This window comes from Nonomuraea muscovyensis (assembly GCF_014207745.1).
In the GTDB taxonomy this organism is placed as follows: domain Bacteria; phylum Actinomycetota; class Actinomycetes; order Streptosporangiales; family Streptosporangiaceae; genus Nonomuraea; species Nonomuraea muscovyensis.
Window position 1 is genome coordinate 2,952,802 of sequence record NZ_JACHJB010000001.1, and the last position, 24,280, is coordinate 2,977,081.

At 71.3% G+C, this 24,280-nt stretch carries 22 protein-coding genes; 13 read left to right on the top strand and 9 right to left on the bottom strand.

The window, feature by feature from the left end:
* Positions 1-8: 8 nt before the first annotated feature.
* Positions 9-581 carry a TetR/AcrR family transcriptional regulator gene (locus tag FHU36_RS14040; RefSeq protein ID WP_246502040.1) on the bottom strand — a complete coding sequence of 191 codons (573 nt, stop codon included), beginning with the start codon at positions 579-581 and terminating at the stop codon, positions 9-11.
* A gap of 263 nt (positions 582-844) precedes the next feature.
* On the opposite strand from FHU36_RS14040, the gene FHU36_RS14045 reads away from it, so the two are divergent.
* The 4 genes from FHU36_RS14045 (at position 845) to FHU36_RS14060 (ending at position 4,472) form a co-directional block, all read left to right on the top strand.
* A complete protein-coding gene (locus tag FHU36_RS14045) occupies positions 845-1,198 on the top strand; it encodes a hypothetical protein (protein WP_185084124.1) in 354 nt (117 codons plus the stop codon).
* A gap of 331 nt (positions 1,199-1,529) precedes the next feature.
* The gene (locus tag FHU36_RS14050) at positions 1,530-3,257 is read left to right on the top strand and encodes a choice-of-anchor P domain-containing protein (RefSeq protein ID WP_185084125.1); all 1,728 of its coding nucleotides are present in this window, start codon (positions 1,530-1,532) and stop codon (positions 3,255-3,257) included.
* A gap of 154 nt (positions 3,258-3,411) precedes the next feature.
* A complete protein-coding gene (locus FHU36_RS14055) occupies positions 3,412-3,771 on the top strand; it encodes a 5-carboxymethyl-2-hydroxymuconate Delta-isomerase (protein ID WP_185084126.1) in 360 nt (119 codons plus the stop codon).
* Between the two features lie 341 nt (positions 3,772-4,112).
* Positions 4,113-4,472 (top strand): hypothetical protein, encoded by a 360-nt coding sequence (locus FHU36_RS14060; RefSeq protein WP_185084127.1) that lies wholly within the window; start codon positions 4,113-4,115, stop codon positions 4,470-4,472.
* Between the two features lie 197 nt (positions 4,473-4,669).
* On the opposite strand, the gene FHU36_RS14065 is transcribed toward FHU36_RS14060, so the two are convergent.
* The 6 genes from FHU36_RS14065 to FHU36_RS14090 all read right to left on the bottom strand — a co-directional run bounded on the left by FHU36_RS14065 (position 4,670) and on the right by FHU36_RS14090 (position 12,420).
* Complete coding sequence (locus FHU36_RS14065; RefSeq protein ID WP_246502041.1) at positions 4,670-5,458, bottom strand: M15 family metallopeptidase; 789 nt, start codon at positions 5,456-5,458, stop codon at positions 4,670-4,672.
* A 29-nt stretch (positions 5,459-5,487) separates the two neighbouring features.
* A complete protein-coding gene (locus FHU36_RS14070; protein ID WP_185084129.1) occupies positions 5,488-7,044 on the bottom strand; it encodes an MDR family MFS transporter in 1,557 nt (518 codons plus the stop codon).
* A gap of 138 nt (positions 7,045-7,182) precedes the next feature.
* Positions 7,183-7,536, bottom strand: a complete 354-nt coding sequence (locus tag FHU36_RS14075; RefSeq protein WP_185084130.1) for a cupin domain-containing protein — start codon at positions 7,534-7,536, stop codon at positions 7,183-7,185.
* Between the two features lie 35 nt (positions 7,537-7,571).
* Positions 7,572-9,596, bottom strand: coding sequence for a CehA/McbA family metallohydrolase (locus tag FHU36_RS14080; protein WP_185084131.1), 2,025 nt, complete (start codon positions 9,594-9,596; stop codon positions 7,572-7,574).
* A gap of 65 nt (positions 9,597-9,661) precedes the next feature.
* Entirely contained in the window at positions 9,662-11,914 is a 2,253-nt protein-coding gene (locus tag FHU36_RS14085; protein WP_312891581.1) for a bifunctional polysaccharide deacetylase/glycosyltransferase family 2 protein, read from the bottom strand.
* Complete coding sequence (locus FHU36_RS14090; RefSeq protein ID WP_185084132.1) at positions 11,911-12,420, bottom strand: hypothetical protein; 510 nt, start codon at positions 12,418-12,420, stop codon at positions 11,911-11,913. Before FHU36_RS14090 ends, FHU36_RS14085 begins: the two co-directional genes overlap by 4 nt.
* Before the next feature lie 159 nt (positions 12,421-12,579).
* Here FHU36_RS14090 and FHU36_RS14095 point away from each other — a divergent pair, with 159 nt between their 5' ends.
* The 8 genes from FHU36_RS14095 (at position 12,580) to FHU36_RS14130 (ending at position 20,634) form a co-directional block, all read left to right on the top strand.
* Positions 12,580-12,828 (top strand): SCO4226 family nickel-binding protein, encoded by a 249-nt coding sequence (locus FHU36_RS14095; RefSeq protein WP_185084133.1) that lies wholly within the window; start codon positions 12,580-12,582, stop codon positions 12,826-12,828.
* A 153-nt stretch (positions 12,829-12,981) separates the two neighbouring features.
* Complete coding sequence (locus FHU36_RS14100; protein ID WP_185084134.1) at positions 12,982-13,551, top strand: hypothetical protein; 570 nt, start codon at positions 12,982-12,984, stop codon at positions 13,549-13,551.
* 360 nt (positions 13,552-13,911) lie between these two features.
* The gene (locus tag FHU36_RS14105; RefSeq protein ID WP_185084135.1) at positions 13,912-14,262 is read left to right on the top strand and encodes a bifunctional 3-phenylpropionate/cinnamic acid dioxygenase ferredoxin subunit; all 351 of its coding nucleotides are present in this window, start codon (positions 13,912-13,914) and stop codon (positions 14,260-14,262) included.
* Positions 14,259-15,443, top strand: coding sequence for an NAD(P)/FAD-dependent oxidoreductase (locus FHU36_RS14110; RefSeq protein WP_185084136.1), 1,185 nt, complete (start codon positions 14,259-14,261; stop codon positions 15,441-15,443). The genes FHU36_RS14105 and FHU36_RS14110 overlap by 4 nt, the downstream gene beginning before the upstream one ends.
* A 16-nt stretch (positions 15,444-15,459) precedes the next feature.
* Positions 15,460-16,545 carry an S-(hydroxymethyl)mycothiol dehydrogenase gene (locus FHU36_RS14115; RefSeq protein WP_185084137.1) on the top strand — a complete coding sequence of 362 codons (1,086 nt, stop codon included), beginning with the start codon at positions 15,460-15,462 and terminating at the stop codon, positions 16,543-16,545.
* 70 nt (positions 16,546-16,615) lie between these two features.
* A complete protein-coding gene (locus tag FHU36_RS14120) occupies positions 16,616-17,239 on the top strand; it encodes an MBL fold metallo-hydrolase (protein ID WP_185084138.1) in 624 nt (207 codons plus the stop codon).
* 27 nt (positions 17,240-17,266) lie between these two features.
* Positions 17,267-18,382, top strand: coding sequence for an aromatic ring-hydroxylating oxygenase subunit alpha (locus FHU36_RS14125; RefSeq protein WP_185084139.1), 1,116 nt, complete (start codon positions 17,267-17,269; stop codon positions 18,380-18,382).
* On the top strand, positions 18,382-20,634 hold the full coding sequence (locus FHU36_RS14130) for an FdhF/YdeP family oxidoreductase (protein ID WP_376774144.1): 2,253 nt from the start codon (positions 18,382-18,384) through the stop codon (positions 20,632-20,634). The genes FHU36_RS14125 and FHU36_RS14130 overlap by 1 nt, the downstream gene beginning before the upstream one ends.
* Here FHU36_RS14130 and FHU36_RS14135 read toward each other — a convergent pair.
* The gene (locus FHU36_RS14135; protein WP_221495877.1) at positions 20,600-21,379 is read right to left on the bottom strand and encodes an IclR family transcriptional regulator; all 780 of its coding nucleotides are present in this window, start codon (positions 21,377-21,379) and stop codon (positions 20,600-20,602) included. The two genes, FHU36_RS14130 and FHU36_RS14135, sit on opposite strands and share 35 nt — an antisense overlap.
* A 128-nt stretch (positions 21,380-21,507) precedes the next feature.
* Here FHU36_RS14135 and betA point away from each other — a divergent pair, with 128 nt between their 5' ends.
* Positions 21,508-23,145 carry a choline dehydrogenase gene (betA, locus tag FHU36_RS14140; protein WP_185084141.1) on the top strand — a complete coding sequence of 546 codons (1,638 nt, stop codon included), beginning with the start codon at positions 21,508-21,510 and terminating at the stop codon, positions 23,143-23,145.
* A 57-nt stretch (positions 23,146-23,202) separates the two neighbouring features.
* Here betA and purU read toward each other — a convergent pair whose 3' ends face one another.
* Positions 23,203-24,066, bottom strand: a complete 864-nt coding sequence (gene purU, locus FHU36_RS14145) for a formyltetrahydrofolate deformylase (RefSeq protein WP_185084142.1) — start codon at positions 24,064-24,066, stop codon at positions 23,203-23,205.
* Positions 24,067-24,280 lie beyond the last annotated feature (214 nt).

Below are 24,280 nucleotides of genomic sequence, written 5' to 3' on the forward strand. Positions count from 1 at the left end.
ATGAGCGGTCAGCGGCTCACGACGGCGCGCAGGTCGAGCGGGGCGGGCGGCGGGAGGGGCTCGGCCTGTTCGGCGCGGAAGGCGCTGAGCAGGTAGGCGACGAGCCGCCGGGAGGCGGCCAGGGCCGTTTCGGTGGGTCCGGTGATGACGCCGCCGTTGGCCATGAGCAGGAGGGCGAGGTCGTCCTGCGCGAAGTCGGCGCGCAGCCCCCCGGTCGCCTTGGCGCGTCGCACCAGCTCGGCGAAGCCCTCGATGGCGCGGTGGCGTTCCCGTTCGACGTCGAGTGCGTCGGGGAACGCCGCGACGAAGGCCGCGCTGAAGCCACGGTCGGCGGCCTGCATGGAGCACACCCTCTCGACGGCCGTGCGGAACCCGCGCCACGGGTCCGGATCGGCCAGCGCGTCGTCCACGACCGACACGCACGCCTCGAACTGGTCGGCGAACACCTCGGTGACCAGCGCTTCCTTGCTGGGGAAACGGCGGTAGAGCGTGGCGACCCCCACGCGGGCCTGCCGGGCGATCGCGGCCATCGGCACGTCGAGTCCGCGGTCGGCGAACAGTTCGCGGGCGACCGCGACCATGCGGTCGCGGTTCTGTCGCGCGTCCGCGCGCAATGCAAGGGGCGCGTCCGCGCGCGATGCAAGGGGCGCGTCCGCGCGCGATGCAAGGGGCGCGTCCGCGCGCGATGCGACGGGCGCGTCCGCGCGCGACTTTGCGGGCGCGTCCGCGGCCGGCATGCGAGATGCCTCGGCGTTCATGTTTCTCACTTTAGGTCAAGTGGACGGGGCTCTCCACTTATCGGATTACGCTGGCCGGCAAGAGACCCGTCGTATGGGAGGTTCCATTGCGCTACCGGGGGCCGCTTCCGAAGCGAGCGATCGGCCGTTTCAACTCCTGTGTCCTGACGTTGCGCTCCTCTCCTCGATGGGGCCGGCTGCTCAGCAGACACCTCACGGTCGTCACCTACACGGGACGCCGCTCCGGACGCACCTTCAGCACCCCCGTCGCCTTCCGGCGCGCGGCCGACACCGTCACGATCGGCGTTCAGTTCCCCGACGCCAAGACGTGGTGGCGCAACTTCCTGGGCGAGGGCGGTCCGCTGTCGCTGCAACTGGAGGGCGTGGACCGTGCCGGGCACGCGGTCGCCAGGCGTGACGAAGCGGGTCGTGTCACCGTCACCGTCCGCCTGGACGGCTGACCGGACATCCGTACGCCGGCACGCGCCGCAGGTCCTGCGACGCCCGCTGTCGTGTGCGTTTCCGGGGGCGGCGACACGCCCGGCCGGTGTCCCGTGCTGTTCGGCGAGGCGTGCCCTGCTCACCCTGCGAAGCTCGGCAGACAGGAAAGGCCGTCGACAGCATCCACAAAGAATGGTCATCTTCCTGAGAGAAACGTCAACAATCCCGCTGACAAAAGTCGGCGCGTTACCCGTTCGACCGGCCGACGCCCACCGGCGAACGTGAATGAGCGCAGCGTACGGCCCTTCCGGTTTCAGTATTCTCACCGATTCATCGGAAGGGAATGCACCCATGAGAGATGGCCATGTGGGCGGTCACGTCCACGGTGCGCTCAGGTATGCGCTGGTCGGCGTCGCCGTATTCGCCCTGTCGGCCGGATCGGTCGTCGCCCAGAGCACGACCGCGATGGCGGCGTCCGCCGCCCCTGGAGTGCCGCAGGATCCACAAGTCGTCTTCACCGAGAATTTCGAGAACGGCCAAGGCGCCGCCCCCATCGTCGTCACCGACTACACGGGGCCCGCGCCTGTTGACCAGACCTACAAGGCCGATCCGGCATGGCTGACCGCCTGCAACGGCTGGGTCGCCTCCCAGCAGAACCCCGCCAACCCGCCCGCTGGTTCCGGCTGCGGCGGGTGGTGGAGCTCGGTCAAGCAACTGGCCGGCACGCTGGGCAAGTGGGCAGGTGGCGATCCGGCGACCAACCACGCCGTCACCGCGTACACCAATGCCGACCCCGGCCCGAACAAGACGCAACTGGAGGCCGTCACACCCGTCGCCATCGGCGCTCCCAACCGGTTCCTGACGTTCTCCGTCGACGCCGCCGAGGTCAACTGCTACGCCAACCACGCCAAGATGGGCTTCTACCTGCTGGACGGGCAGCAGGCCGTGCCCACCTTCACGACCCCGATCGAGCCGTGCGCCAACCCCGGCACGACCGTGGGCGGGATCGCCGTGGGCACCTACACCAGTAACAGCCCGGTTCTCTTCGGCGGTTCCGCTGTCGGGCTCCGGCTGGTCAACTTCCAGGCAAGCGGTTACGGCAACGACGCCGCGTTCGACAACGTGCGGATCCTGGACGTCACGCCGCAGCTCGACGTCGCCTACAGCCCCGCGTCGGTCGAGGTGGGCACGGACGCGACGCTGACGTTCACCATCACCAACACCAGCGAGCTGGCGGTGAAGAACGGCTGGTCCTTCACGGAGCGGCTGCCCACCGGCCTCACCGTGGCGGCCGCCGCACCGGCGACCGACTGCGCGGCGCCGCAGGTGACGGCACCGGCCGGCAGCGGGCAGATCGGCGTGACCGGGACACTTCCCGCAGGTCAGGCGTCCTGCACCGTCAAGGTGGCGGTGACGGCCGCGCGGGCCGGCACCTACACCACCTGCGCCGCCGACCTGGCCGGATACGCCGGAGTCAACCCGCCCGGGTGCGCCGCTGTGAGGTTCGTCCCGCCCGTCCTGGCGTTCGACGCCCACGCTCACGGCGGGCGCGTCAGCAGCCGGCTGCTCTCCGTCGGACCTCTCGAACCGTCGGACATCACCTGCACCGAGACTCCGGGTGCCGACCGGCACGCGCTGGTGAAGGCCACGCTGCCGGGTCTCGGCTCGCTGCGAGCGATCAGGACGGAGGCCTCGGGAAGCGTCGACCCGGCCGGGCTCCGCACCGCCGCCGCCACGGCCAGGACCGCGCACCTCCGCCTGCTCGGCGGCCTCGTCACGGCCAAGGAGATCGTCTCAACGGCGAAGGCCCAGGGCGACGACGCCGGGCACGTGAACTCCACGGGACAGGTGACCCTGACCGACCTCAAGGTCAACGGCGTCGCGATCACCGACACCAAGGCCAACCTCACGATCGACATCCCGCTGGTGGCCAAGGTCGTGATCAACGAGCAGGTGACGTCCGCCGACGGCATCGCGGTCAACGCCATCCACATCCGCACGCCGGCGGGCGCCGACATCGTCATCGGCCACGCCAGGGCGGCACTCACCGTGCCGGGAAAGCCCTGCCCGACCTACTGACCGCCACCTGCCGGCCGCTGCACCTGCCGAAGCCCCGCCCAGACCCTGCCGGCGCCGACCGCGTCGGCGGGGCCTGACCCGCCCGGCGCGACCATGCGCAGGACACGACGCGACGGGTTTGGTCGCGGTGCGGGCGGCCTCGACAATGAGCGGCATGCCGCAGATCACTGTCGAGTACTCCGCATCCCTCGCCGAGGCGTTCGACCGGCGCGGATTCGCGCTGACACTTCACCTGGCCGCAGCCGAGCTGATCGGTGGCGCACTACCCGACTTCAAGACGCGCTTTCACGCCATCACCGAAGCCGTCATCGGTGGCGGCGAAGCCACCGAGGCGATGCTCCATGTGGATCTGGCGATCCTGCCCGGCCGTGCCCCCGAGGTCAAGGCCCGTCTGGGAGAGCTGACCCTTGCGACGCTGTGTGACCACATCAGGCCCGGAACGGAGTTGAACACCCAGGTCACCGTCGAGGTCCGGGACATCGAGAGCTACCACAAACGGGTCCTGACGCGATAGCCGATGCGCGGGCGTTGCTCAGCCGACCCCCTACCCGGGCTGAATCGGGGCAGGGTACGGGCGGCAACAGCTTCGGCATGCGTTCAAAGGCCACTGACGTTCAAGGCGTTATGTTGCGACAAGTACTAGAACCCGCCCGTCGCCCGGGGGTCAGTTTTCACGTGTCGTCGACAACCCGCCCATCCGGCCCGGGGGTGTGACGGTGCGGACGATCGCCGGGCATGTCCCCGTCCCGCAGTTCCGCCTCCGGTGGTCTGCCCTCCCTGCCATCGACGGACCATTCATTGATCTTTCATGCGAGATGCGCGGAAGGTTACGATTTGGGAATGGGACCCGTATTAATGACGTCGCTACTGACCCTGCCAGCGCTCGCCTTGCTACTGATCCCCTTCCATGACGAGTCAGGCGCTGTGGACACGCGACACCGGCTATCCGGCCTGCGAACCCGCCACACACTCGCCTCTCGCGAGGCGTGGGACGCCGCGCACGCCTGGCTGAGGCGCCCCCTGCGATGCCTGGCCGTGGTTATGGCGGCGGTTCTCGTCGTCTCCGTCGCCAGCGAGCTGGCGTTCGGCCTGCCTGAGGCCCTTGCGCTAATGATTGCCGCGTCCCAGGCCGTGTTGTTCGTGGGTGGAATCCTGTTGATCGGTTGGCGCGCCAACAAGGTCGCGGCGCAGGTCAACCAGCCTCGCAACGCGTAGGTCAGTGCTCCGAGGTGCCTACGCCTGCACATCCCCTGAAACGCAGAAGAGGCCCGTAGGGGCATCGGAGATCACGCAGATCTGCGAGGGCAGGGCACAACGAGGGCACACGAGGGTGTGAGACGGTCGGAAGCGTTGAGTACTGCTGAGTGGACGAACGGCAGGTCAGAGGCTGGATCGCGACACCGCCCCAGCTCTCAGCCGCCGCCCTTGCTGAAGTGCTGGTAGTCCTTGGTGCCGGTCCAGTAGCCGCCCCATTCCCAGCCGACCGAGGCGAAGGCGCGCACCACCTTGTCGCCCGGGTTGATGACGCCCTTGCCGCGCACGGGGCGCTTGGCGAACTTCTTGGCGTTCTGGTGGGCGGTGCTGCCTGCGGCCGTGACGTACGGGTTCTCGCGGGGGTTGATGTCGACGGCCTCGCCGTACGCGTGGTTGGACCAGTTGCTCGAACCCGTCGCCGGGCGGCAGTTGAAGGCGGAGGTGTTGTCGGCGTCGATGGAGTCGAAGTCGTCGCCCTTGTAGACGTCGACGAGCTCCATGCGCTTGATCGGGTAGCGCATGTCGTACAGCTTCTTGAAGGCCGTGGTGATGTCGTCGGTGACGGTCTTGCGGACGACGAGCTCGCCGGTGTGCGGACGGTCGTCGAAGCCCCAGTACGTCATGGTGACGAGGCGCAGGTCCTGGTGGTGGACGGGGCAGCCGGGACGCCAGGAGTAGGGCAGGCGGTCGCGGGCGATCCTGGTGACCTTCGCCGTGAAGGCCGGCGGCGCGGTCGTCGTGGGGGTTGCCTCCGAGGTCGAGGACGAGGTCGAGGTCGAGGTCGGGGTCGGGCTCGGGGGCTCGGCGGCCGCCGTGGTCGCGGCGGGGCGGGACGCCGACGACGGCGCGGTGGAGGAGGCGGCCGGGGGTTGGGCGGCGCACGCGAGGGAGGTGAGCGTCACGAACGCCATCGTGGTGGCGCTCCTCATGGTGGCGGCACACATCATCTGCCCACCATATGCGACGTCGTGCCAGGTCAGGGAGTACGAGGGGCGGTGGCGGCGGTGGGCGGCGCGACGGAGGCGGTGGCGCCGCGCAGCGTCAGCTCCTTCAGGAGGACGACGGCCACGAAGCCCAGCAGCGCGATGGGCACGCCGACGAGGAAGACCGTCTCCAGGCCGCGGGTGAACGACTCCAGGACGATGCTCCTGACCGGCTCCGGCAGGGCCTGGATGGCGCTGGGGCTGCCCAGCTCGGGTGTGCCGCCGCCGGGGAGCGAGATGTGCGCGGTGCGCAGGCCGGCCGCCATCTCGGCCTCCAGCCGGTTGACCAGGATCGCGCCGAACGCCGCCACGCCGACGGCGCCGCCGAGCGAGCGGAAGAACGTCACGCCCGAGGTGGTGACGGCCATGTCGCGCGTCTCGGAGCCGTTCTGCGCCGCCAGGACGAGCGTCTGCATGGTCAGCCCGAGTCCGAGGCCGAGGACGCCCACGTCCAGGCCGATCAGCCACAGCCCGGAGTCCACGTGCAGCCGGGACAGCAGCCACTGGCCCGCGGCTACGAGGAGCAGCCCGGCCGCGGGGAAGATCTTCCACCTGCCGGTACGGCTGACGATCCGGCCGGAGACGACGCCGGCGACGAACAGGGCGAGCACCATGGGCAGCGTCATCAGACCGGAGTTGGCCGGGCTCAGGCCCTTGACGATCTGCAGGTACTGCGGAAGATAGATCATCGAGCCGAACATCGCCATGCCGACGAACAGCGAGGCGAGGCTGGTGAGCAGGAACGTGCGGTTGCGGAACAGCCGGGGCGGCAGGATCGGGGCGGTCGCGGCGCGTTCGGCGAGCACCGCGAGGCCGAGCATGACGACGCTGGTCGCGCCGAGCGCGTACGTCCAGCCGGAGTTCCAGGCGAACTCCTGCCCGCCCAGCGTCAGCAGCAGCATCAGGGACGTGGCCGAGGCCGTCATGGTCGTGGCGCCCCAGATGTCGATCGAGGTGTCGCGTGTGACCTTCGGCAGCTTCAGCACCCGCTGGATGACGACGAAGGCGATGGCGGCGAACGGGACGACCACGTAGAAGCACCATCGCCAGCCGAGCCGGTCGGCCTCCACCAGGAACCCGCCGAGCAGCGGCCCCGCGACGGTGGAGATGCCGAAGACGGCGCCCATGTAGCCGGAGTAGCGGCCCCGTTCGCGCGGCGCGACGATGTCGCCGAGGATCACCTGGGCCAGGGCCGACAGGCCGCCCGCCCCGATGCCCTGCACGGCCCGCGCCGCGATGAGCTGGCCCATGTCCTGCGACAGGCCGGCCACGAGGGAGGCTGCCACGAACAGGCCGAGAGCGGTCTGGAACATGAGCTTGCGGCCGAACAGGTCGGACAGCTTGCCCCACAGCGGGGTGGACACCGTCATCGTCAGCATGGTCGCCGAGGCCACCCACGAGTAGTGGTCCTGGCCGCCCAGCTCGCCCACGATCGTCGGCAGGGCGGTGCTCACCACCGAGGTGGAGATCATCGAGGTGAGCATGGCGAGCATGAGCCCGGACATCACCTCGAGGATCTCGCGGTGAGAGTACTGCCGTGCCTGGGTCATGGGGCGCCACACCTCCTGGGATCTCGGCGACCCCAAGAGTATACGTTTGTTTACTAGCCGAGCGGCAAGCTGGGATGCCGGTCGTGACGTGACGAGGCGGCGGCGCGCGATCCGCGCACCGCCGCCTCCCCGGAACGGCTAGGCCTTCGCGTACTCCGCGGCTCCACCCGCGAAGTCGAACACCACGCACGACTCGTCACCGACGACCCACGCGTCGTGTCCCGGCGGGGCGACGAAGACCTCACCCGGGCCGATCTCCGCCTCGCTGCCGTCGTTCATCCGGATGCAGAGCCGGCCCTTGACCACGAACCCGTTGTGGTGGACCTCGCACGACTCCGTGCCGACGATCGGTTTCACGGACTCCGACCACCGCCACCCGGGCTCGAACGTGGCCGTGCCGAAGGTCAGGCCCGTCAGGTTGCACACGTCGAGATGCCCCATGGGGAAGTCTCGGCGCTCGTCGGGCTTGTCGATGCTCTTGACTTCGATCATGACGTCCCCCCGTCATGTCGACCCCTTTGTCCCTCTCAGTCTGGCACCGGGAGGCGTGACCGGTACACCTGCCTGGCCCGCTCGTACAGGGCCAGGTGGTCGGCGTGCTGCTCCTTGCCGTCGAATCGCCCGAACTCCCCGACCAGCTCCTCCAGCCGGTCCAGCCAGCCCAGGCACCAGCGCACGTCCGCCTCCCTCGCCACGTGCTCGCCCGCCACGTCCAGGAAGACCGGGCTGGTGTGCGCGTACGCGCCGCCGCGGTGCTGGCTGCGCGGGTGCGCGCCGCCCGCGGCGACGGCCACCACGTACGTCGGCTCGCCCGCCGCGAGCGTCGCCGTGAGCCGTCCCCGCGGGCCCTCGGCCAGGACGCCGTCGGCGGTGCGGATCTCCAGCCGCTCCACCTCGGGCCCGACCGAGCGCACCTCGACCTCCACCCGGTCACCGGGCGCCAGGTCGAGGGTGTCGCCGGGCTCGTGGCCGTTCACGGTGAGCTGCAGCCACGGCCCGGTGGTCGCGAACGTGCGGCCGAGCAGGACCGCCTCCATGTACGACTCGGCGGTGAGCGGCCCGCCCACGTGCGCGTACACCCGGGCCCAGCCGGGCGGCCCGGAAGCGGTGCCGCGCCGGCAGAAGGACAGGACGGCGTCGGTGCCGGCCGTGACGGCGAGCCGGTTGCCGGCCCCGATCAGGTGGCGGTAGACGGCGGCGGTCCCCAGGATCGACGAGTGGTTCAGCACGTCGAGCGTGTCGATCAGGCCGAGCGCCGCGTCGGCGACGATCTCCCGTGCCGAGCAGTTGCGGCCACGGCTGAGTACGGCCTCGGGCGGGTCGTCGTCGGCGATCGGCCGGTGGAACGGGTGGCCGTAGCCGGTCATCGCGCCCAGGGCGCGCAACTCCTCCAGCGCGGCCGCGTTCGGCGGCCAGTCGGCGTCGCCGGCGAAACCGGAGTGGTAGCGCTGCGGCAGGCCGCGCAGCCCGAACGCGGAGACGTGCCCGACCAGGTCGTTGCGGTACTCGACCCCGATCCTGGCCACGTGCTCGCTGTCGGACCAGGGCAGGTCGCGGCCCACCCAGTGGGCGAGCGCCTCCAGGTCGTAGACCCGCTCGGTCGCCACGTTGCCCGCCACCAGGCCGAGCACGTGCAGGTCCTCCCCGTGCTGGGCGGCGGCGGCCAGCGGGGGAGCGGCGGGTTCCTCGCCCATCCAGTTGAGGTGGACGTGCAGGTCGCCGCCGTACCAGCCGTGCGCCGCCGCGTCGTACAGGCGCTCCGGCGTCAGCTCGACCAGCCTCTCCTCGCCCGCGACCGGGGTGAGCGCGAGGTCGGACTCGGTGTACTCCATACCGCGGGCGACGGTCACGGTGAGCGGCTCGGCGGGCACCTCGACGACGACGTCGTCACCGTGGAAGTACGGCCGCAGGTGCCCGTCCACCTTGTGCGGTGCTCCCTGGGGATACCAGCTCTGCCCGTCGGCGCCGGTCACGCTCCACCGGCACGGGAACCCGGCGCGCAGCCGGAGCGCGGCCGCCGGCGCCCGCCTGGCCAGCGGCGTCAGGTCCACCGGCCGCCCGCCGACCAGGACCTCCCGCGCCACCTCGACCACCTTGGCGCCGCGCGGCTCCACCTCGTGCGGGGTGCCGTCCACGACCACCGTGACCGGACCGGCGCGGCTGGAGTCGAGCAGCAACGCCGTACGGAACGGCGCGTCGCCGAGCACGACCTGGGTGCGTGCCTCCAGCGTCACGCCCTCGGGGGTGAGCCGCAGCGCCGGCAGGTGGTCGAGCACGTCGCCGCCCAGCCCGTCGCGGATCAGCCGGTCGACGTCCACCTCCCCCATGCGGTCGTCCAGCTCGGCCGGTGACGCGCCGGGGTGGCGCTCGGCGAGCTGCCGCAGGCCGGTGTTCCAGTAGTCGTAGCGGCGGTCGAGGAAGACGGTCCCGCGGGCCTGGACGACGTAGCTCAACGGCGCCTCACCCCAGGTGGGCCCGTGCCTGTCACGCAGGTCTCGGTACTCGGCGACGGCGCGGGCCACGGGCTCGGGAAGCAGTGGATCATCGCACATGCGTCACTCCCTGATGTCAGACATGTCGCCAGAGTGACATGAATCAGGGCTGATGTCAGGAGAACTCAGTCAGCGAGCGGGCTCGTCAGCCGGGCGGGTCCGCCGAACGTGCCCTCGCGGCGGACGGTGTGCCAGCGCAGCCGAACGCCCAGCACCGCCGTGGCCAGCGACTGGATCACCACCAGGTACATGAGCTGGCGGTAGACGAACTGCTGCAACGGCAGCACCCACAGCGCGGATGCCCGCTCGCCGTCCAGGCGGAGCGCGTACCAGCCGGTCAGCGCCTGGACCATGACGAACCCCGCCCAGACGGCCACGACCGGCAGCGGGTCGCCCACGGCCGTGCTGTAGAGCGCCATCAGGTCCACGACGGGTGCCAGCAGGGGCAGCAGCACCTGGAACAGCGTGAGGTAACCGAGGCAGCGGCGACCGAACGGACCGCGTTCGAGCACGGCGCGCCGGTGCTTCCACATCGCCTGGAGGGTGCCGTAGCACCAGCGGTAGCGTTGCTTCCACAGCTGGCCGAGCGAGGTCGGCGCCTCCGTCCAGGCGAGTGCCTTCTCCTCGTAGACCACCCGCCATCCGGCCCGGCACAACGCCATCGTCAGGTCGGTGTCCTCGGCCAGGGTGTCGGTGCTGACCCCGCCCAGCGCGAGCAGCGCCGACCGCCGGAACGCCCCGATCGCGCCGGGCACGGTCGCCATGCAGTCGAGCAGCTCGAAGGCGCGCCGGTCGAGGTTGAACCCGATGACGTACTCGATGTGCTGCCAGCGCCCGATCATGCCGCGCCGGTTGCCGACCTTGGTGTTGCCGCTCACCGCGCCGACCGCCGGGTCGGCGAGCTGGCGCACCAGGTTGCCGATGGTGGCGGGTTCGAAGACGGTGTCGCCGTCCACCATGACGACCAGCTCGTGCCTGGCCTGCATGAGGCCGGTGTTGAGCGCGGCGGGCTTGCCGCCGTTGGGGCGGCGGATCACCCGAACGCGGGGATGGCCCAGCTCAGCGGCCAGTTCGGCGGTGCGGTCGGTGGAGCCGTCGTCGACGACCAGGATCTCCAGGTCCCCCTGGTAGGTGGTCTCCACCAGGGAGAGGACGGTCGCCTGGATCCCGGCCTCCTCGTTGTAGGCGGGGACGATGACCGTGACGGGCGGCGGTGCCGGCCAGGTGGGCGCGCGGCCCTTGCGCCGCCTGCCGCCCCGCGTGCGGCGGGCGTGCACCCATGCGAGCACGGCGAAGAACACGAGCCGGGCCAGGGTGAGCGCCCCCGCGGCGAACAGCACCCAGGACAGGCCCCCGGTGACCGTCTCGGCGGCGCGCTGGGCGAAGTTGAGCGCGGACCCGGCGAACCGGTCCACGCCGTCGGCCCGGCTGTGGGCCGAGGGCATGCCGAGCGCCCGCGACACCGTGACCGCCTGGTAGCCCCTGCGGGCCGCGTCCTCCAGCACGAGGCCGACCGCCTCCACGGTCTGGCGCCGGTCGCCACCCGAGTCGTGCATCATGACGATCGCGCCACGACCCCTGGCCGGCCGCGACGACGTCACGATCTTCCCGGTGCCGGGACGTCCCCAGTCCTTGGTGTCGAGGTCGGTCAGCACCACGAGGTAGCCCTCGGCGCCCAGAGCCTTGAGGCTCTCCCACTGCGGGACGGTGAGGGCCTCGGGCGTGGCGGAGTACGGAGGCCGGGCCAGCGTCGTGTGCAGCCCCGTCGCTCCGGCCAGCGCCTTCTGCGTCAGCGACAGTTCGAGCCGGAGCCGCCAGCCGGGCACCGAGGCCAGGTCGGCGTGCGCGTAGGTGTGGTTGCCCAGCTCGTGCCCCTCGGCGACGATCCGCCGCGCCAGCTCCGGGTGCTTGGCGACCTTGGAGCCGACGGTGAAGAAAGTCGCCTTGGCGCCGTGCTTCTTGAGCGCGTCCAGCACCTGGGGGGTCCAGGCCGGATCGGGGCCGTCGTCGAACGTCAGGGCGATCGTCCTGGCGGCAGGTCGTGCGCTGGAGGGCTCGCCACCCGTCAGGTTGAGCACAGGACCGTCCCGCCGCGCCTTCGCCACCTCGGGAGTGGGACGATCGGCCGTGGGGACCGCCTGGGCGTGGGTCTCCCCGACGACGTTGGTCACGTAGCCGTTCAGCACGAGTGCCGCGGCGACCAGCAGCATCGCGACGGCGAGCATGAACCAGTGGCCTCGGGGGTCGGCCGCCTTCGCGACGACCCCGGGGGCGGGCGGCGAGACGGGCGGCGGGGCGGGCGGCGGGCTGGGGTCCTGCCAGGCGGGCACCGGCGCGGGAGGCCGGGCTCGTCCTCCGTCGCCGGCGTGGCCGTTCACTTCTTCGGCCCCTTCGTCCGGTCGGGGTCCTGACCGGGAGGCGTCCTGACTCTGCCGGGAGGCTCCGTGGGCTCGGCGGTGGGCTCCGCCGAGTCGGTGGGTTCGGCCGTGGGTTCGGCCTCGGGCGCGGTGCTCCGCCCGGGGGACGGCCGTACCGTCGGTGACTGCGCGGGCCGGGGCTCCAGCGACGGGGTGGCCGACTTCGCCGGAGTGGGTGTACGGCTCACAGGTTGCCGGGTGACCGGGGTGGTGGTGGGCCGCCTGGACGGGGTCGCGACGGGCGTCGGCGAGCGCTTGGGCGAGGCGGTGCCACCCACCGCGCCGGGCCGGTCGCCGGGCCATCCGTTCACCGAGAGGGTGGGGTCCGAGAAGACACCGCCGACGAGGACGGCGAGCAGCGCCAGGGCCAGCACGCTCGACGCGATCGAACCGGCCATGATCAGCCGTCGGCGACGGCCGCTGTGGTCGACGAAGACGGCGGCCGGGCCGGATTGCTCAGGGGACACTCAGGTGATGGTAGTGACTCGTGGTAACTGGTGGGGAAATACCCCTGCATCTCACGGCATACCTAGAGCTAGAGAAGACTTATCCACATTCGGGGTTCGAAGGGTGGTTGGTCTTCTTAGTCTGGGAGGATCCGGCAGCCGCTCTCTAAGGAGGTAGCCATGACCAAGTTCATGGACGTCCACCGAGGCATGGTGGGCATCACCGCCGAGCAACTCCACGAGGCGCACGACGCCGATCTCGCGATCCAGGCGGAGGAGGGCGTGACCTTCGAGCAGGCCTGGGCCGATCCGGAGGACGGCGTCGTCTACTGCCTGTCGGAGGCGCCGAACGCCGAGGCGGTCCAGCGGATCCATCAGCGGTCCGGCCACCCGGCCGACGAGATCCACCCCGTACCGCTCGTCGTCTGACCGTCCGGTCTCTCACGCGATCCTCACGAAACTCTCAACCGAAAGGCACGCGGCCCTCAGCCGGGACCCAGACGAGATCCGTAGCTTTTCCGTCAACGGCGGGCTTCACCAGCGGAAACACCTCCGCGGGCTCGCCGAGGACCGGAGATCGCCATGCGTTTCGTCAAGCCGCTCGCCGTTGGTCTGCTCGGCGCCACGATGCTCGCCGTCCCGTTCTCGGGCGTCTCGCTCGCCGCCACGGGGACCGACGGCTCCCGTCCGGCCGCGCCGAACCCCGCCAGGTACGCCCAGGCGGTGGGTGACCACGTCTCCGGCGCCACGGTCACGGTGAGCGCCGTGGGGCTCGGTGACGTGGCGGGCCAGGTGGTGGCCGGGCAGAAGTACCAGGTCAAGGTCACCTCCCGTGGCTCAGGGAAGTCCGGCGTCGCGACCCTGAAGACCCCGCAGGGCAAGGCGTACCGGCTGCGCCTGGTCAACGGCAGCGCCACCAAGACCCTCACCCTGCCCCGCACCACCAAGCCGGGCCGCTACAGGCTGAGCGTGGTGATCGGCGGCAAGATCACCACGGTCGAGTGCATGGTGACCCGGCAGGAGGACGCCAGGCGTGCCCCGGAGTCCAAGCGCGCCTCGGAGTCCAAGCGCGCCTCGGAGTCCAAGCGCGCCTCGGGCACCGAGCGTGCCACGGGTTCCGAGCGCGGCACGCAGGCCCACCGCGCCGCCTGAGCGGTCACCCGGCGCTCGAAGACGGGCCGGTCCCTCGACGGGGCCGGCCTTTCGGCGTGTGGGCGGTTTCGCCGGCGGGGGCGTCCGGCCTTCGGGCGCGGGTTCGCGGGCCGGAGGTCTGTGGTGTGCGGGCGTGGGTTCGCGGCCGGGGGGCGTCCGGCCTTCGGGCGCGGGTTCGCGGCCGGGGGTCTGCGGTGGGCGAGCGCGGTTCCCTGGCCGGCCTGCGGCGAATAGCCTGCAGCGAGTAATCAGATATCCCGCCCCAAGTCGCCCCAAACCAGTCTTGACATCCGCACCCCACGCCCCCACTCTGTTGCGTATAGCGCTAGACGTTGCTCTTTGTGAAACCGGGGTGTGACGATGATCCCAGCGTGCCCTCTCGTGTCACTGCCGCGAGGCGAGGCCCTCCGTCTCGACGTCGATCCGCCCATCGCCGTCTTCCACACCGACGACGGCGAGATCTACGCCATCGACGACACCTGCACCCACCAGGACGCCTCCCTGGCCGACGGATGGCTGGAGGGCTGCGAGATCGAGTGCCCGCTGCACGCCTCCCGGTTCGACCTGCGCACCGGGGAGGTGGACGCGCCGCCCGCCAAGCGGCCCGTCCGCACGCACCGGGTCGTCGTCGAGGACGACGTGGTCTACGTCGTCCCGTCGGACGCCCCGCCCAACCTGCCTCCCGGCCTCACCCTGAAGGGACGGCCGTGAACACTGTCTGCGTGGTCGGCGCCTCCCTGGCCGGCCTGCTCACCGCGCGCGCCCTGCGCGGCCAGGGCCACGAGGGGCGCATCGTCGTCGTCGGCGAGGAACCGCACCGGCCCTACGACCGGCCGCCCCTGTCCAAGGACTTCCTCAAGGGCGCGATCGGCGAGGCCGACCTGGCGCTGGAGGGCGAGGGCGGGGAACCGGGCATCGAGTGGCGCCTCGGCGTCGCCGCCACCGGGCTCGACGCGCCCGCCCGCCGGATCACGCTGAGCGACGGCGGGACGCTGACGGCCGACGGCATCGTGATCGCCACCGGCGCCGCCGCCCGCAGGCTGCCCGGCACCGGCGGGCTGGCCGGCGTCCACTCCCTGCGCACCCTCGACGACGCCCGCGCGCTGCGCGCCGACCTGCGCGCCGCGCGCAGGGTCGTCGTCATCGGCGGCGGCTTCATCGGCGCCGAGGTCGCCGCCACCGCCCGAGAGCTGGGCCTCGACGTCACGCTCGTCGAGTCGGGGCCGGCGCCGCTGGCGGGCGTCATCGGCCCCGCGATGGCCGGCGTCCTGGCGGGTCTGCACGAGCGGCGCGGCGTCCGGCTGATCACCGGCGCGTACGTGACCGAGGTGACCGGCACCGGCCGGGCCGACGGCGTACGGCTGGCGGACGGCACCCACCTGCCCGCGGACGTCGTCGTCGCCGGCATCGGGGCGACCCCCTGCACCGGCTGGCTGGCCGGCAGCGGAGTCGAGCTGGGTCGCGACGTGGGCGGCGGCGTGCTGTGCGACGAGGGCGGCGGCACCGGCGTCCCCGGGATCGTCGCCGTCGGCGACTGCGCCGCCTGGTACGACCCGGCGCTCGGCCGCCACCACCGGATCGAACACTGGACCGGCGCCCGCCAGCGGGCCACGGTGGCCGCGGCGACGCTGCTGTCCGGCGGCACCGCCCGCCCGGAGCCGGCGCGCCCGCCGTACTTCTGGTCCGACCAGTACGACGTGAAGATCCAGTTCATCGGGCACCCGGGTGAGGCCGACACGGTGACCGTGGAGGAGGGCGACCCCGCGACCCACAGCTTCCTGGCCGTCTTCCGGCAGGGTGAGCGGCCCGTCGCGGTGCTGGGTGTGAACCAGGTCCGGCTGTTCACCCGCTGGCGCCGCCACATGGAGACCGCGCCGGTCCACACCGGCTGAGACAGGAGTGAATCGTATGGCTCATGAAGTACGCGGCGTCGTCGCCACGGGCAAGGGCAAGCCGGTCGGACTGGAGACCGTCCTGGTGCCGGACCCCGGGCCGGGCGAGGCCCTGGTCAAGGTGCAGGCGTGCGGCGTCTGCCACACCGACCTGCACTACCGCGAGGGCGGCATCAACGACGACTTCCCGTTCCTGCTCGGCCACGAGGCCGCCGGAGTGGTCGAGGCCGTCGGTCCGGACGTCACCGGCGTCGCGCCGGGCGACTTCGTCGTCCTCAACTGGCGGGCGGTGTGCGGGTCCTGCCGCGCCTGCCTGCGGGGCCGCCCGCAGTACTGTTTCGCCACCCACAACGCCACCCAGAAGATGACCCTGGCGGACGGCACGCCGCTCAGCCCGGCGCTGGGCATCGGCGCGTTCGCCGAGAAGACGCTGGTGGCGGCCGGCCAGTGCACCAAGGTGGACCCGGCCGCCAGCCCGGCCGCCGCGGGGCTGCTCGGCTGCGGCGTGATGGCCGGGCTCGGCGCGGCCGTGAACACCGGCGCCGTCGGCCGCGGCGACTCGGTCGCGGTCATCGGCTGCGGCGGCGTCGGCAACGCGGCCATCGCCGGGGCGAGGCTGGCGGGCGCCTCCAGGATCATCGCGGTGGACGTGGACGACCGCAAGCTGGAGTGGGCGCGCGGCTTCGGTGCCACCGACACGGTCAACTCCCGTGAGAGCGACCCGGTCGAGGCGATCCGCGACCTCACCGGCGGGTTCGGGGCCGACGTGGTCATCGAGGCCGTCGGCCGGCCCGAGACCTACCGGCAGGCCTTCTACGCCCGCGACCTGGCGGGCACGGTCGTGCTGGTGGGGGTGCCGACGCCGGAGATGACGCTGGAGCTGCCGCTGCTCGACGTGTTCGGCCGGGGCGGCTCGCTGAAGTCGTCCTGGTACGGCGACTGCCTGCCGAGCCGCGACTTCCCGATGCTCGTCGACCTGTTCCTGCAGGGCCGTTTCGACCTCGACGCGTTCGTCACCGAGACGATCCGGCTCGACCAGGTCGAGGAGGCGTTCGCCAAGATGCACCGCGGCGAGGTGCTGCGGTCGGTGGTGGTGCTGTGATGGATCCGCAGCGTAGCGAGGACATCCGTCACAGCTTCGCCGGGCGGAGCGCGGCCGGGGAGGCACTGTGATGCGGGTGGAACGGCTGGTCACCTCGGGGACGTTCAGCCTGGACGGCGGGACGTGGGAGGTCGACAACAACGTCTGGCTGCTGGGCGACGACGACGAGGTGCTCGTCATCGACGCCGCGCACGACGCCGAGGCGATCGAGCGGGCGGTGGCCGGGCGCGCGGTGCGGGCGATCGTCAGCACGCACGCCCACGACGACCACGTGAACGCCGCGCCCGGCCTGGCCGCCCGCACGGGCGCGCCCGTGCTGCTGCACCCGGACGACGACGTGCTGTGGAAGCTCGCGCACCCCTCCGCCACCCCGGACGGGGAGCTGGCGAACGGCCAGGTCCTGCGGGTCGGCGGCACGGCCGTGCACGTGCTGCACACCCCGGGCCACGCGCCGGGCGCCGTCTGCCTGTATGTGCCCGAGCTGGGCGTGCTCTTCTCGGGTGACACCCTCTTCCAGGGCGGGCCGGGCGCGACGGGCCGGTCCCACAGCGACTTCCCCACGATCATCGCGTCGATCAGCCGCACCCTGCTCACGCTGCCCGCCGAGACGGTGGTGCACACCGGGCACGGCGACGACACCGGCATCGGAGCCGAGGCTCCGCACCTAGAGGACTGGATCCGCCGCGGACACTGACCCGGCCCCTCACGAAGGAGTAGTCCCGTGACCACCACCACGACCTCCAGCGTCATCCCCACCCTGCCGGGCCGCTACTACACCGACCCCGACCTGTTCGCGCTGGAGCAGCAGAACATCTTCGAGGCGATGTGGTTCTGCGCGGTCCGCTCGTCCGACCTGCCGAAGCCCGGCGCGTTCCGGACGGTCCAGGTCGGCGCCGAGAGCATCCTGATCACGCGGGCCCGCGACGGGTCGGCCCGCGCCTTCTACAACGTGTGCCGGCACCGCGGCGCCACCCTGTGCACGGAGGAGTCGGGCGAGGTCAAGCGAGCCTTCCAGTGCCCGTACCACGCCTGGACGTACGACCTCGACGGCAAGCTGGTCGCGGCGCCCAACCTGACCAAGATGGCCGACCTGGACCGGGTTCACTACGGCCTGGTCAAGGTGCACGTGCGTGAGTGGCTCGGCTACGTGTGGGTGTGCCTGGCCGACGAGCCGCCGTCGTTCGAGCAGGACGTGCAGGGCGCGGTGGCCGAACGGCTGGGCGCGGTCGAGCTGATCGACAACTATGACGTGGCCAACCTGCAGGTGGGCCGGCGGATCGTCTACGACGTCAAGGCCAACTGGAAGCTCATCGTCGAGAACTTCATGGAGTGCTACCACTGCGCGACCATCCACCCCGAGCTGACCGAGGTGCTGCCGGAGTTCGCCGACGGCTACGCGGCGCAGTACTTCGTCGGCCACGGCGCGGAGTTCGGCGAGGAGGTCAAGGGCTTCACGGTGGACGGCTCGGCCGGGCTGGACCGCATCCCGGGCGTGAGCGAGGAGCAGGACCGGCGCTACTACGCCATCACGATCAAGCCGCAGGTCTTCATCAACCTCGTCCCCGACCACGTTATCCTGCACCGCATGTTCCCCCTCGCCGTTGATCGCACGGTCGTCGAGTGCGACTGGCTCTACCTGCCCGACGTGGTGGCGAGCGGCAAGGATCTGGACAAGTCGGTGGAGCTGTTCCACCGGGTCAACGAGCAGGACTTCGAGGCGTGCGAGCGCTGCCAGCCGGCGATGAGCTCGCGGACCTACCGGGAGGGCGGCGTGCTGGTGCCGAGCGAGCACCACATCGGCGCCTTCCACGAGTGGGTCCAGGAACGGATCGGGTGATCGTGACGGGCGACGACGAGGACGCGCGGCTGCGGGTCAGCGGGCCGAAGGACTGGGCGGGCGGGCTGCCCGCGGTGGGCAACGCGATGCGGATCGCCCAGCGCGAGATGGGCGTCGCCCGCACCACCCGCACGCTGCTGCGGGTCAACCAGAAGGACGGCTTCGACTGCCCCGGCTGCGCCTGGCCGGAGGGCACGCACCGCAGCCCCGCCGAGTTCTGCGAGAACGGCGCGAAGGCCGTCGCCGAGGAGGCCACGACCCGCCGGGTGACGCCGGAGTTCTTCGCCGCGCACCCGGTGGACGACCTGGCCGTGCGGACCGACCACTGGCTCGGCGGGCAGGGCCGGCTCACCGAGCCGATGCACAAGCCGGCCGGGTCCGACCACTACGTGCCGGTGAGCTGGGAGGCGGCGTTCGAGATCGTCGCCAGGGAGCTGCGCGCGCTCGGCGGCCCCGACGAGGCCGTGTTCTACACCTCCGGTCGCACCTCCAACGAGGCGGCCTTCGCCTACCAGCTCCTCGTGCGCCGGCTGGGCACCAACAACCTGCCCGACTGCTCCAACATGTGCCACGAGTCCAGCGGTTCGGCGCTCACCGAGACGCTGGGCATCGGCAAGGGCACGGTGTCGCTGGACGACCTGCACCGCGCCGAGCTGATCCTCGTGGTGGGCCAGAACCCCGGCACCAACCACCCCCGCATGCTCACCGCCCTGGAGAAGGCCAAGCGCGGCGGGGCGCGGATCATCGCCGTCAACCCGCTGCCCGAAGCGGGCCTGCTGCGCTTCAAGAACCCGCAGCGCCCCTCCGGGCTGGGGCGCGGCACGGCGCTCGCCGACAGGTTCCTGCAGATCAGGCTCAACGGCGACCTGGCGCTGTTCCAGGCGCTGTCGTCGCTGCTGCTCGACAGCCCCGACCGGGCGTTCGTCGAGCAGCACACGCACGGGTTCGAGGCGTGGGCGGAGCACATCCGCGGCCTCGACTGGGACCGGGTCCTCGCCGCGACCGGCCTGACCCGGGCCGAGGTCGAGGAGACGGCCGCCGACGTCCGCGCGGCCGGCTCGGTGGTCGTCTGCTGGGCCATGGGCCTGACCCAGCACCGCAACTCGGTTGCGACGATCCGCGAGGTGGTCAACTTCCTGCTGCTGCGCGGCAACGTGGGCCGGCCGGGGGCGGGGGTGTGTCCGGTGCGCGGCCACTCCAACGTGCAGGGCGACCGGACGATGGGCATCTACGAGAAGCCCTCGGCCGCCTTCCTCGACGCGCTCGGCGAGGAGTTCGGCTTCGAGCCGCCGCGCCGCCACGGTCTCGACACGGTCGAGGCGATCCGGGCCATGCGCGACGGCGGCGTGAAGGTCTTCTTCGGCATGGGCGGCAACTTCGTCCGGGCGACCCCCGACAGCGCGGTGACCGAGGCGGCGCTGCGCCGTACCCGGCTGACCGTGCAGGTGTCCACCAAGCTCAACCGGTCGCACGCGGTGTGCGGCGAGGAGGCGCTGATCCTGCCGACCCTGGGCCGCACCGAGCGCGACCCCGGCGGCTACGTGACGGTCGAGGACTCGATGGGGCTCGTGCACGCCTCGCGGGGCAGGCTCAAGCCGGCCTCGCCGCACCTGCTGCCCGAGGTGGCCATCGTCTGCCGGCTGGCACGGGCGGTCTTCGGCGACGACCCGCACGTGCCATGGGCGGAGTTCGAGCACGACTACGGCGCGATCAGGGATCGGATCGAGCGGGTGATCCCCGGGTTCGAGGACTTCAACGCGCGGGCGCCGGGCGGGTTCGCGCTGCCGAACGCGCCGCGCGACGAGCGCCGCTTCCCTACCGCCACCGGCCGCGCCAACTTCACCGTCAACGAGCTGGAGGTGCTCAGCGTCCCGCCGGGCAGGCTGCTGCTGCAGACGGTCCGCAGCCACGACCAGTACAACACCACCGTGTACGGCCTCGACGACCGCTACCGGGGGGTGAAGGCGGGTCGCAGGGTGGTGTTCGTGCACCCGGACGACCTGGCCGAGCGCGGCCTGGCCGACGGTGAGGTGGTGGACCTGGTCAGCGAGTGGCCCGACGGGGAGCGCACGGCCGAGGGGTTCAGGGTGATCTCCTACCCCACGGCCAGGGGCTGCTGCGCGGCCTACTTCCCGGAGACGAACGTGCTGGTGCCGCTCGACTCGGTGGCCGAGACGTCCAACACCCCGACGTCGAAGAGCGTGGTGATCCGGCTGGTCAGGGCTGACCCGCGTACCCCAGGCGGCGGCTGATCTCCTCGGCGCCCCTGATCAGGAGGGGGGCGAGCTCGTGCATGCGCTCGGCGCTGAAGCGGTAGGCCGGGCCGGAGGCGCTGACGGCGGCGACGACCTCGCCGTGGTAGGAGCGGATGGGCGCGGCCATCGCGTTCAGCCCCTCCTCCAGCTCCTCCAGGCAGAAGGCGTAGCCCGTGCGGCGCGTCTCGGCGAACTGCAGCTCCAGCGCGTCGAGGTCGGTGATCGTCTTGGGCGTGAAGCTCTCCAGCTCGCCCACGGCGAGCAGCCGCTCGCGCTCGCGCGCGTCCTGGTGGGCGACCAGCGCCTTGCCGCTGGAGGTGGCGTGCAGCGGGGTGATCTGGCCGACCCAGTTGTACGCCGTGACGGCCGAGGGGCCGCGTACCTGGTCGAGGTTGACCGCGTGGGCGGAGCGCAGCACGGCGATGTTGACCGTCTCGCCGACCTCCTCGGCCAGCCGCTGGCAGACCGGCCGGGCGCGGCCGATGATGTCCATCTGCGTGCTGACGCCGCCGGCCAGGCGGATGATGCCGAACCCGAGGCGGTACTTGCCGCGGTCCTCGGCCTGCTCCACCAGGCCGCGCGCCTCCAGCGCGCCGAGCAGCCGGAAGGCGGTCGACTTGTGCACGTCGATCTCGGCTGCGACCTCGCTCACGCCGGCCTCGCCGCGCCGGGACAGGATCTCCAGCACGCTGATGGCCCGGTCGACGGACTGCACGCCTCCACTGCCCGAATCGTTGCTCATAGCGAAACTGTAAGTGCTACGGGCAACCTTGTGTGAACAGATGCCCAAAAGATCTCCTGTTGCGAGTAGTGAAACGCGATGCGTATAGCGCTACGATTCGGTGAAACGTGCGATGAGACGAGGCACCAATGACGTCACAGCAGTACGACTTCGTCATCGTCGGAGGAGGCTCGGCGGGCTGCGCCCTGGCCAACCGGCTCTCCGCGGACCCCGGCACGCGGGTGCTGGTCCTGGAGGCGGGCCGTCCCGACTATCCGTGGGACGTGTTCATCCACATGCCGGCCGCGCTGCCGTTTCCCATCGGCAACCGCTTCTACGACTGGCGCTACGAGTCCGAGCCGGAGCCGCACATGCGCGGGCGGCGCATCTACCACGCGCGCGGCAAGGTCCTCGGCGGCTCCAGCAGCATCAACGGCATGATCTTCCAGCGCGGCAACCCGCTCGACTACGAGCGCTGGGGCGCCGACCCCGGCATGAAGAGCTGGGACTACGCGCACTGCCTGCCGTACTTCAGGCGGATGGAGAACTGCCTGGCCGACCCCGGCACCCCCTTCCGCGGCCATGACGGACCGCTGGCGCTGGAACGCGGGCCCGCGGCCACCCCCCTGTTCGAGGCGTTCTTCGAGGCCGTCCAGCAGGCCGGCTACCCGCTCACCGACGACGTCAACGGCTACCGGCAGGAGGGCTTCGCCAGGTTCGACCGCAACATCCGGCGGGGCCGCCGGCTCAGCGCCGCCCGCGCCTACCTGCACCCGGTGCTGGGGCGCCCCAACCTCACGGTCAGGACGCGCGCGCTCGTCTCCAGGGTGCTCTTCGAGGGCACGCGGGCCGTCGGGGTCGAGTACGACGGCGGCACCGTGCGCGCCAAGGAGGTCGTCCTGTGCGGCGGCGCCATCAACTCGCCGCAGCTCCTGCAGCTGTCCGGCGTCGGCAACGCCGCGGAGCTGGGCGCACTCGGCGTCCGCGTCGTGCACGACCTGCCGGGCGTCGGGGAGAACCTCCAGGACCACCTGGAGGTCTACATCCAGCACGGCTGCTCCCAGCCCGTCTCCATGCAGCCCAACCTGCAGAAGTGGCGCCACCCGTGGATCGGCGCCCAGTGGCTGTTCGCCCGCAGGGGGCCCGGCGCCACCAACCACTTCGAGGCCGGCGGGTTCGTGCGGAGCAACGACGACGTCGACTACCCCAACCTGATGTTCCACTTCCTGCCCATCGCCGTCCGCTACGACGGCTCCGCCCCGGCGGGCGGGCACGGTTACCAGGTGCACGTCGGGCCGATGTACTCGGACGCCCGCGGCACGGTGAAGATCAAGAGTACGGACCCGCGGCAGCACCCCGCGCTGCGCTTCAACTACCTGTCCACCGACCAGGACCGGCGCGAGTGGGTGGAGGCCGTCCGGGTGGCCCGCGACATCCTCGGCCAACCGGCGCTGGGCGCGTACAGCACCGGGGAGCTGTCACCCGGTCCGTCCGTCGAGACCGACGAGGAGATCCTCGACTGGGTGGCCAGGGACGGTGAGACGGCCCTGCATCCCTCGTGCACGGCCCGCATGGGCGTGGACGAGATGTCCGTGGTGGACCCCGAGACGATGCGCGTGCACGGCGTGGACGGGCTGCGCGTGGTGGACGCCTCGGTGATGCCGTACGTCACCAACGGCAACATCTACGCGCCCGTCATGATGCTCGCGGAGAAGGCGGCCGACCTCATCCTCGGCAACACGCCGCTCGCGCCCGAGACGACGGAGTTCTATCGGCACCGCGCGTGAAGGAGGCGGTGGGGGCCGCCGCGCCCCCACCGCCTCCCGCTTCACGCGTCTCCCGCCTCAGCGGAAGACGACGGTCCGGTCGCCGTTCAGCAGCACCCGCTGCTCGCTGTGCCACTTCACGGCGCGGGCCAGCACCTGGGCCTCGACGTCCCGGCCCGCGGTGATGAGGTCGTCGGGGTCGAGCTCGTGGTCCACCCGGACGACGTCCTGCTCGATGATCGGCCCCTCGTCGAGGTCGGCCGTCACGTAGTGCGCGGTCGCGCCGATCAGCTTGACGCCGCGTTCGTGGGCCTGGTGGTACGGCTTGGCCCCCTTGAACCCCGGCAGGAACGAGTGGTGGATGTTGATGGCCCGCCCTTCGAGCCGCTTGCACAGGTCGTCCGACAGGACCTGCATGTAGCGGGCGAGCACCACGAGGTCCGCGTCGTACTCGGCGACCAGCTCCAGCACCCTGGCCTCGGCCTGCGCCTTGGTGTCGGGGGTGACCGGCACGTGGTGGTAGGGCACACCGTAGGAGGAGGCCAGCGGCTCCAGGTCGGGATGGTTGGAGACGATCGCCGGGATCTCGATGTTCAGCGCTCCGCCCTGGCGGCGGAACAGCAGGTCGTTCAGGCAGTGGCCGAACTTCGACACCATGATGAGCGTCCGGGTGGGCGTCGAGGCGTCGTTGAGCCGCCAGTTCATCTGGAAGGACTCGGCGACGTAGGTGAAGCCGGCGCGCAGCTCCTCCAGCCCGTGCTGGGCGGCGAAGTGCACGCGCATGAAGAAGCCGCCGCCTCTGCGGTCGTTGAACTGCTTGCTCTGCAGCATGTTGCCGCCGTGCTGCACCAGGAAGCTGGTGACGGCGTACACGATGCCTGGTTTGTCGGAGCAGGAGACCGTCAGGACGAACTCGCGTCCGGGATCGGGTCGGGGAGACATCACACCTCCTAGTGTTGCGTATAGCGCACAACGGTGATGTATGCGCAACAGCGTGGACGCCAGAAGCCGCTCGCGTCAAGAGGGTCGGTCGCTTGCCGTGACGGGCGCACTTCGCAGCGATTTGGTATGTGATGTACGCCACCACTTGACGCGGCGTAGTCGAGCGGTCAATCCTGTTCCTCACTAAGCATTGCCTTGCGCAATACGCAACGAT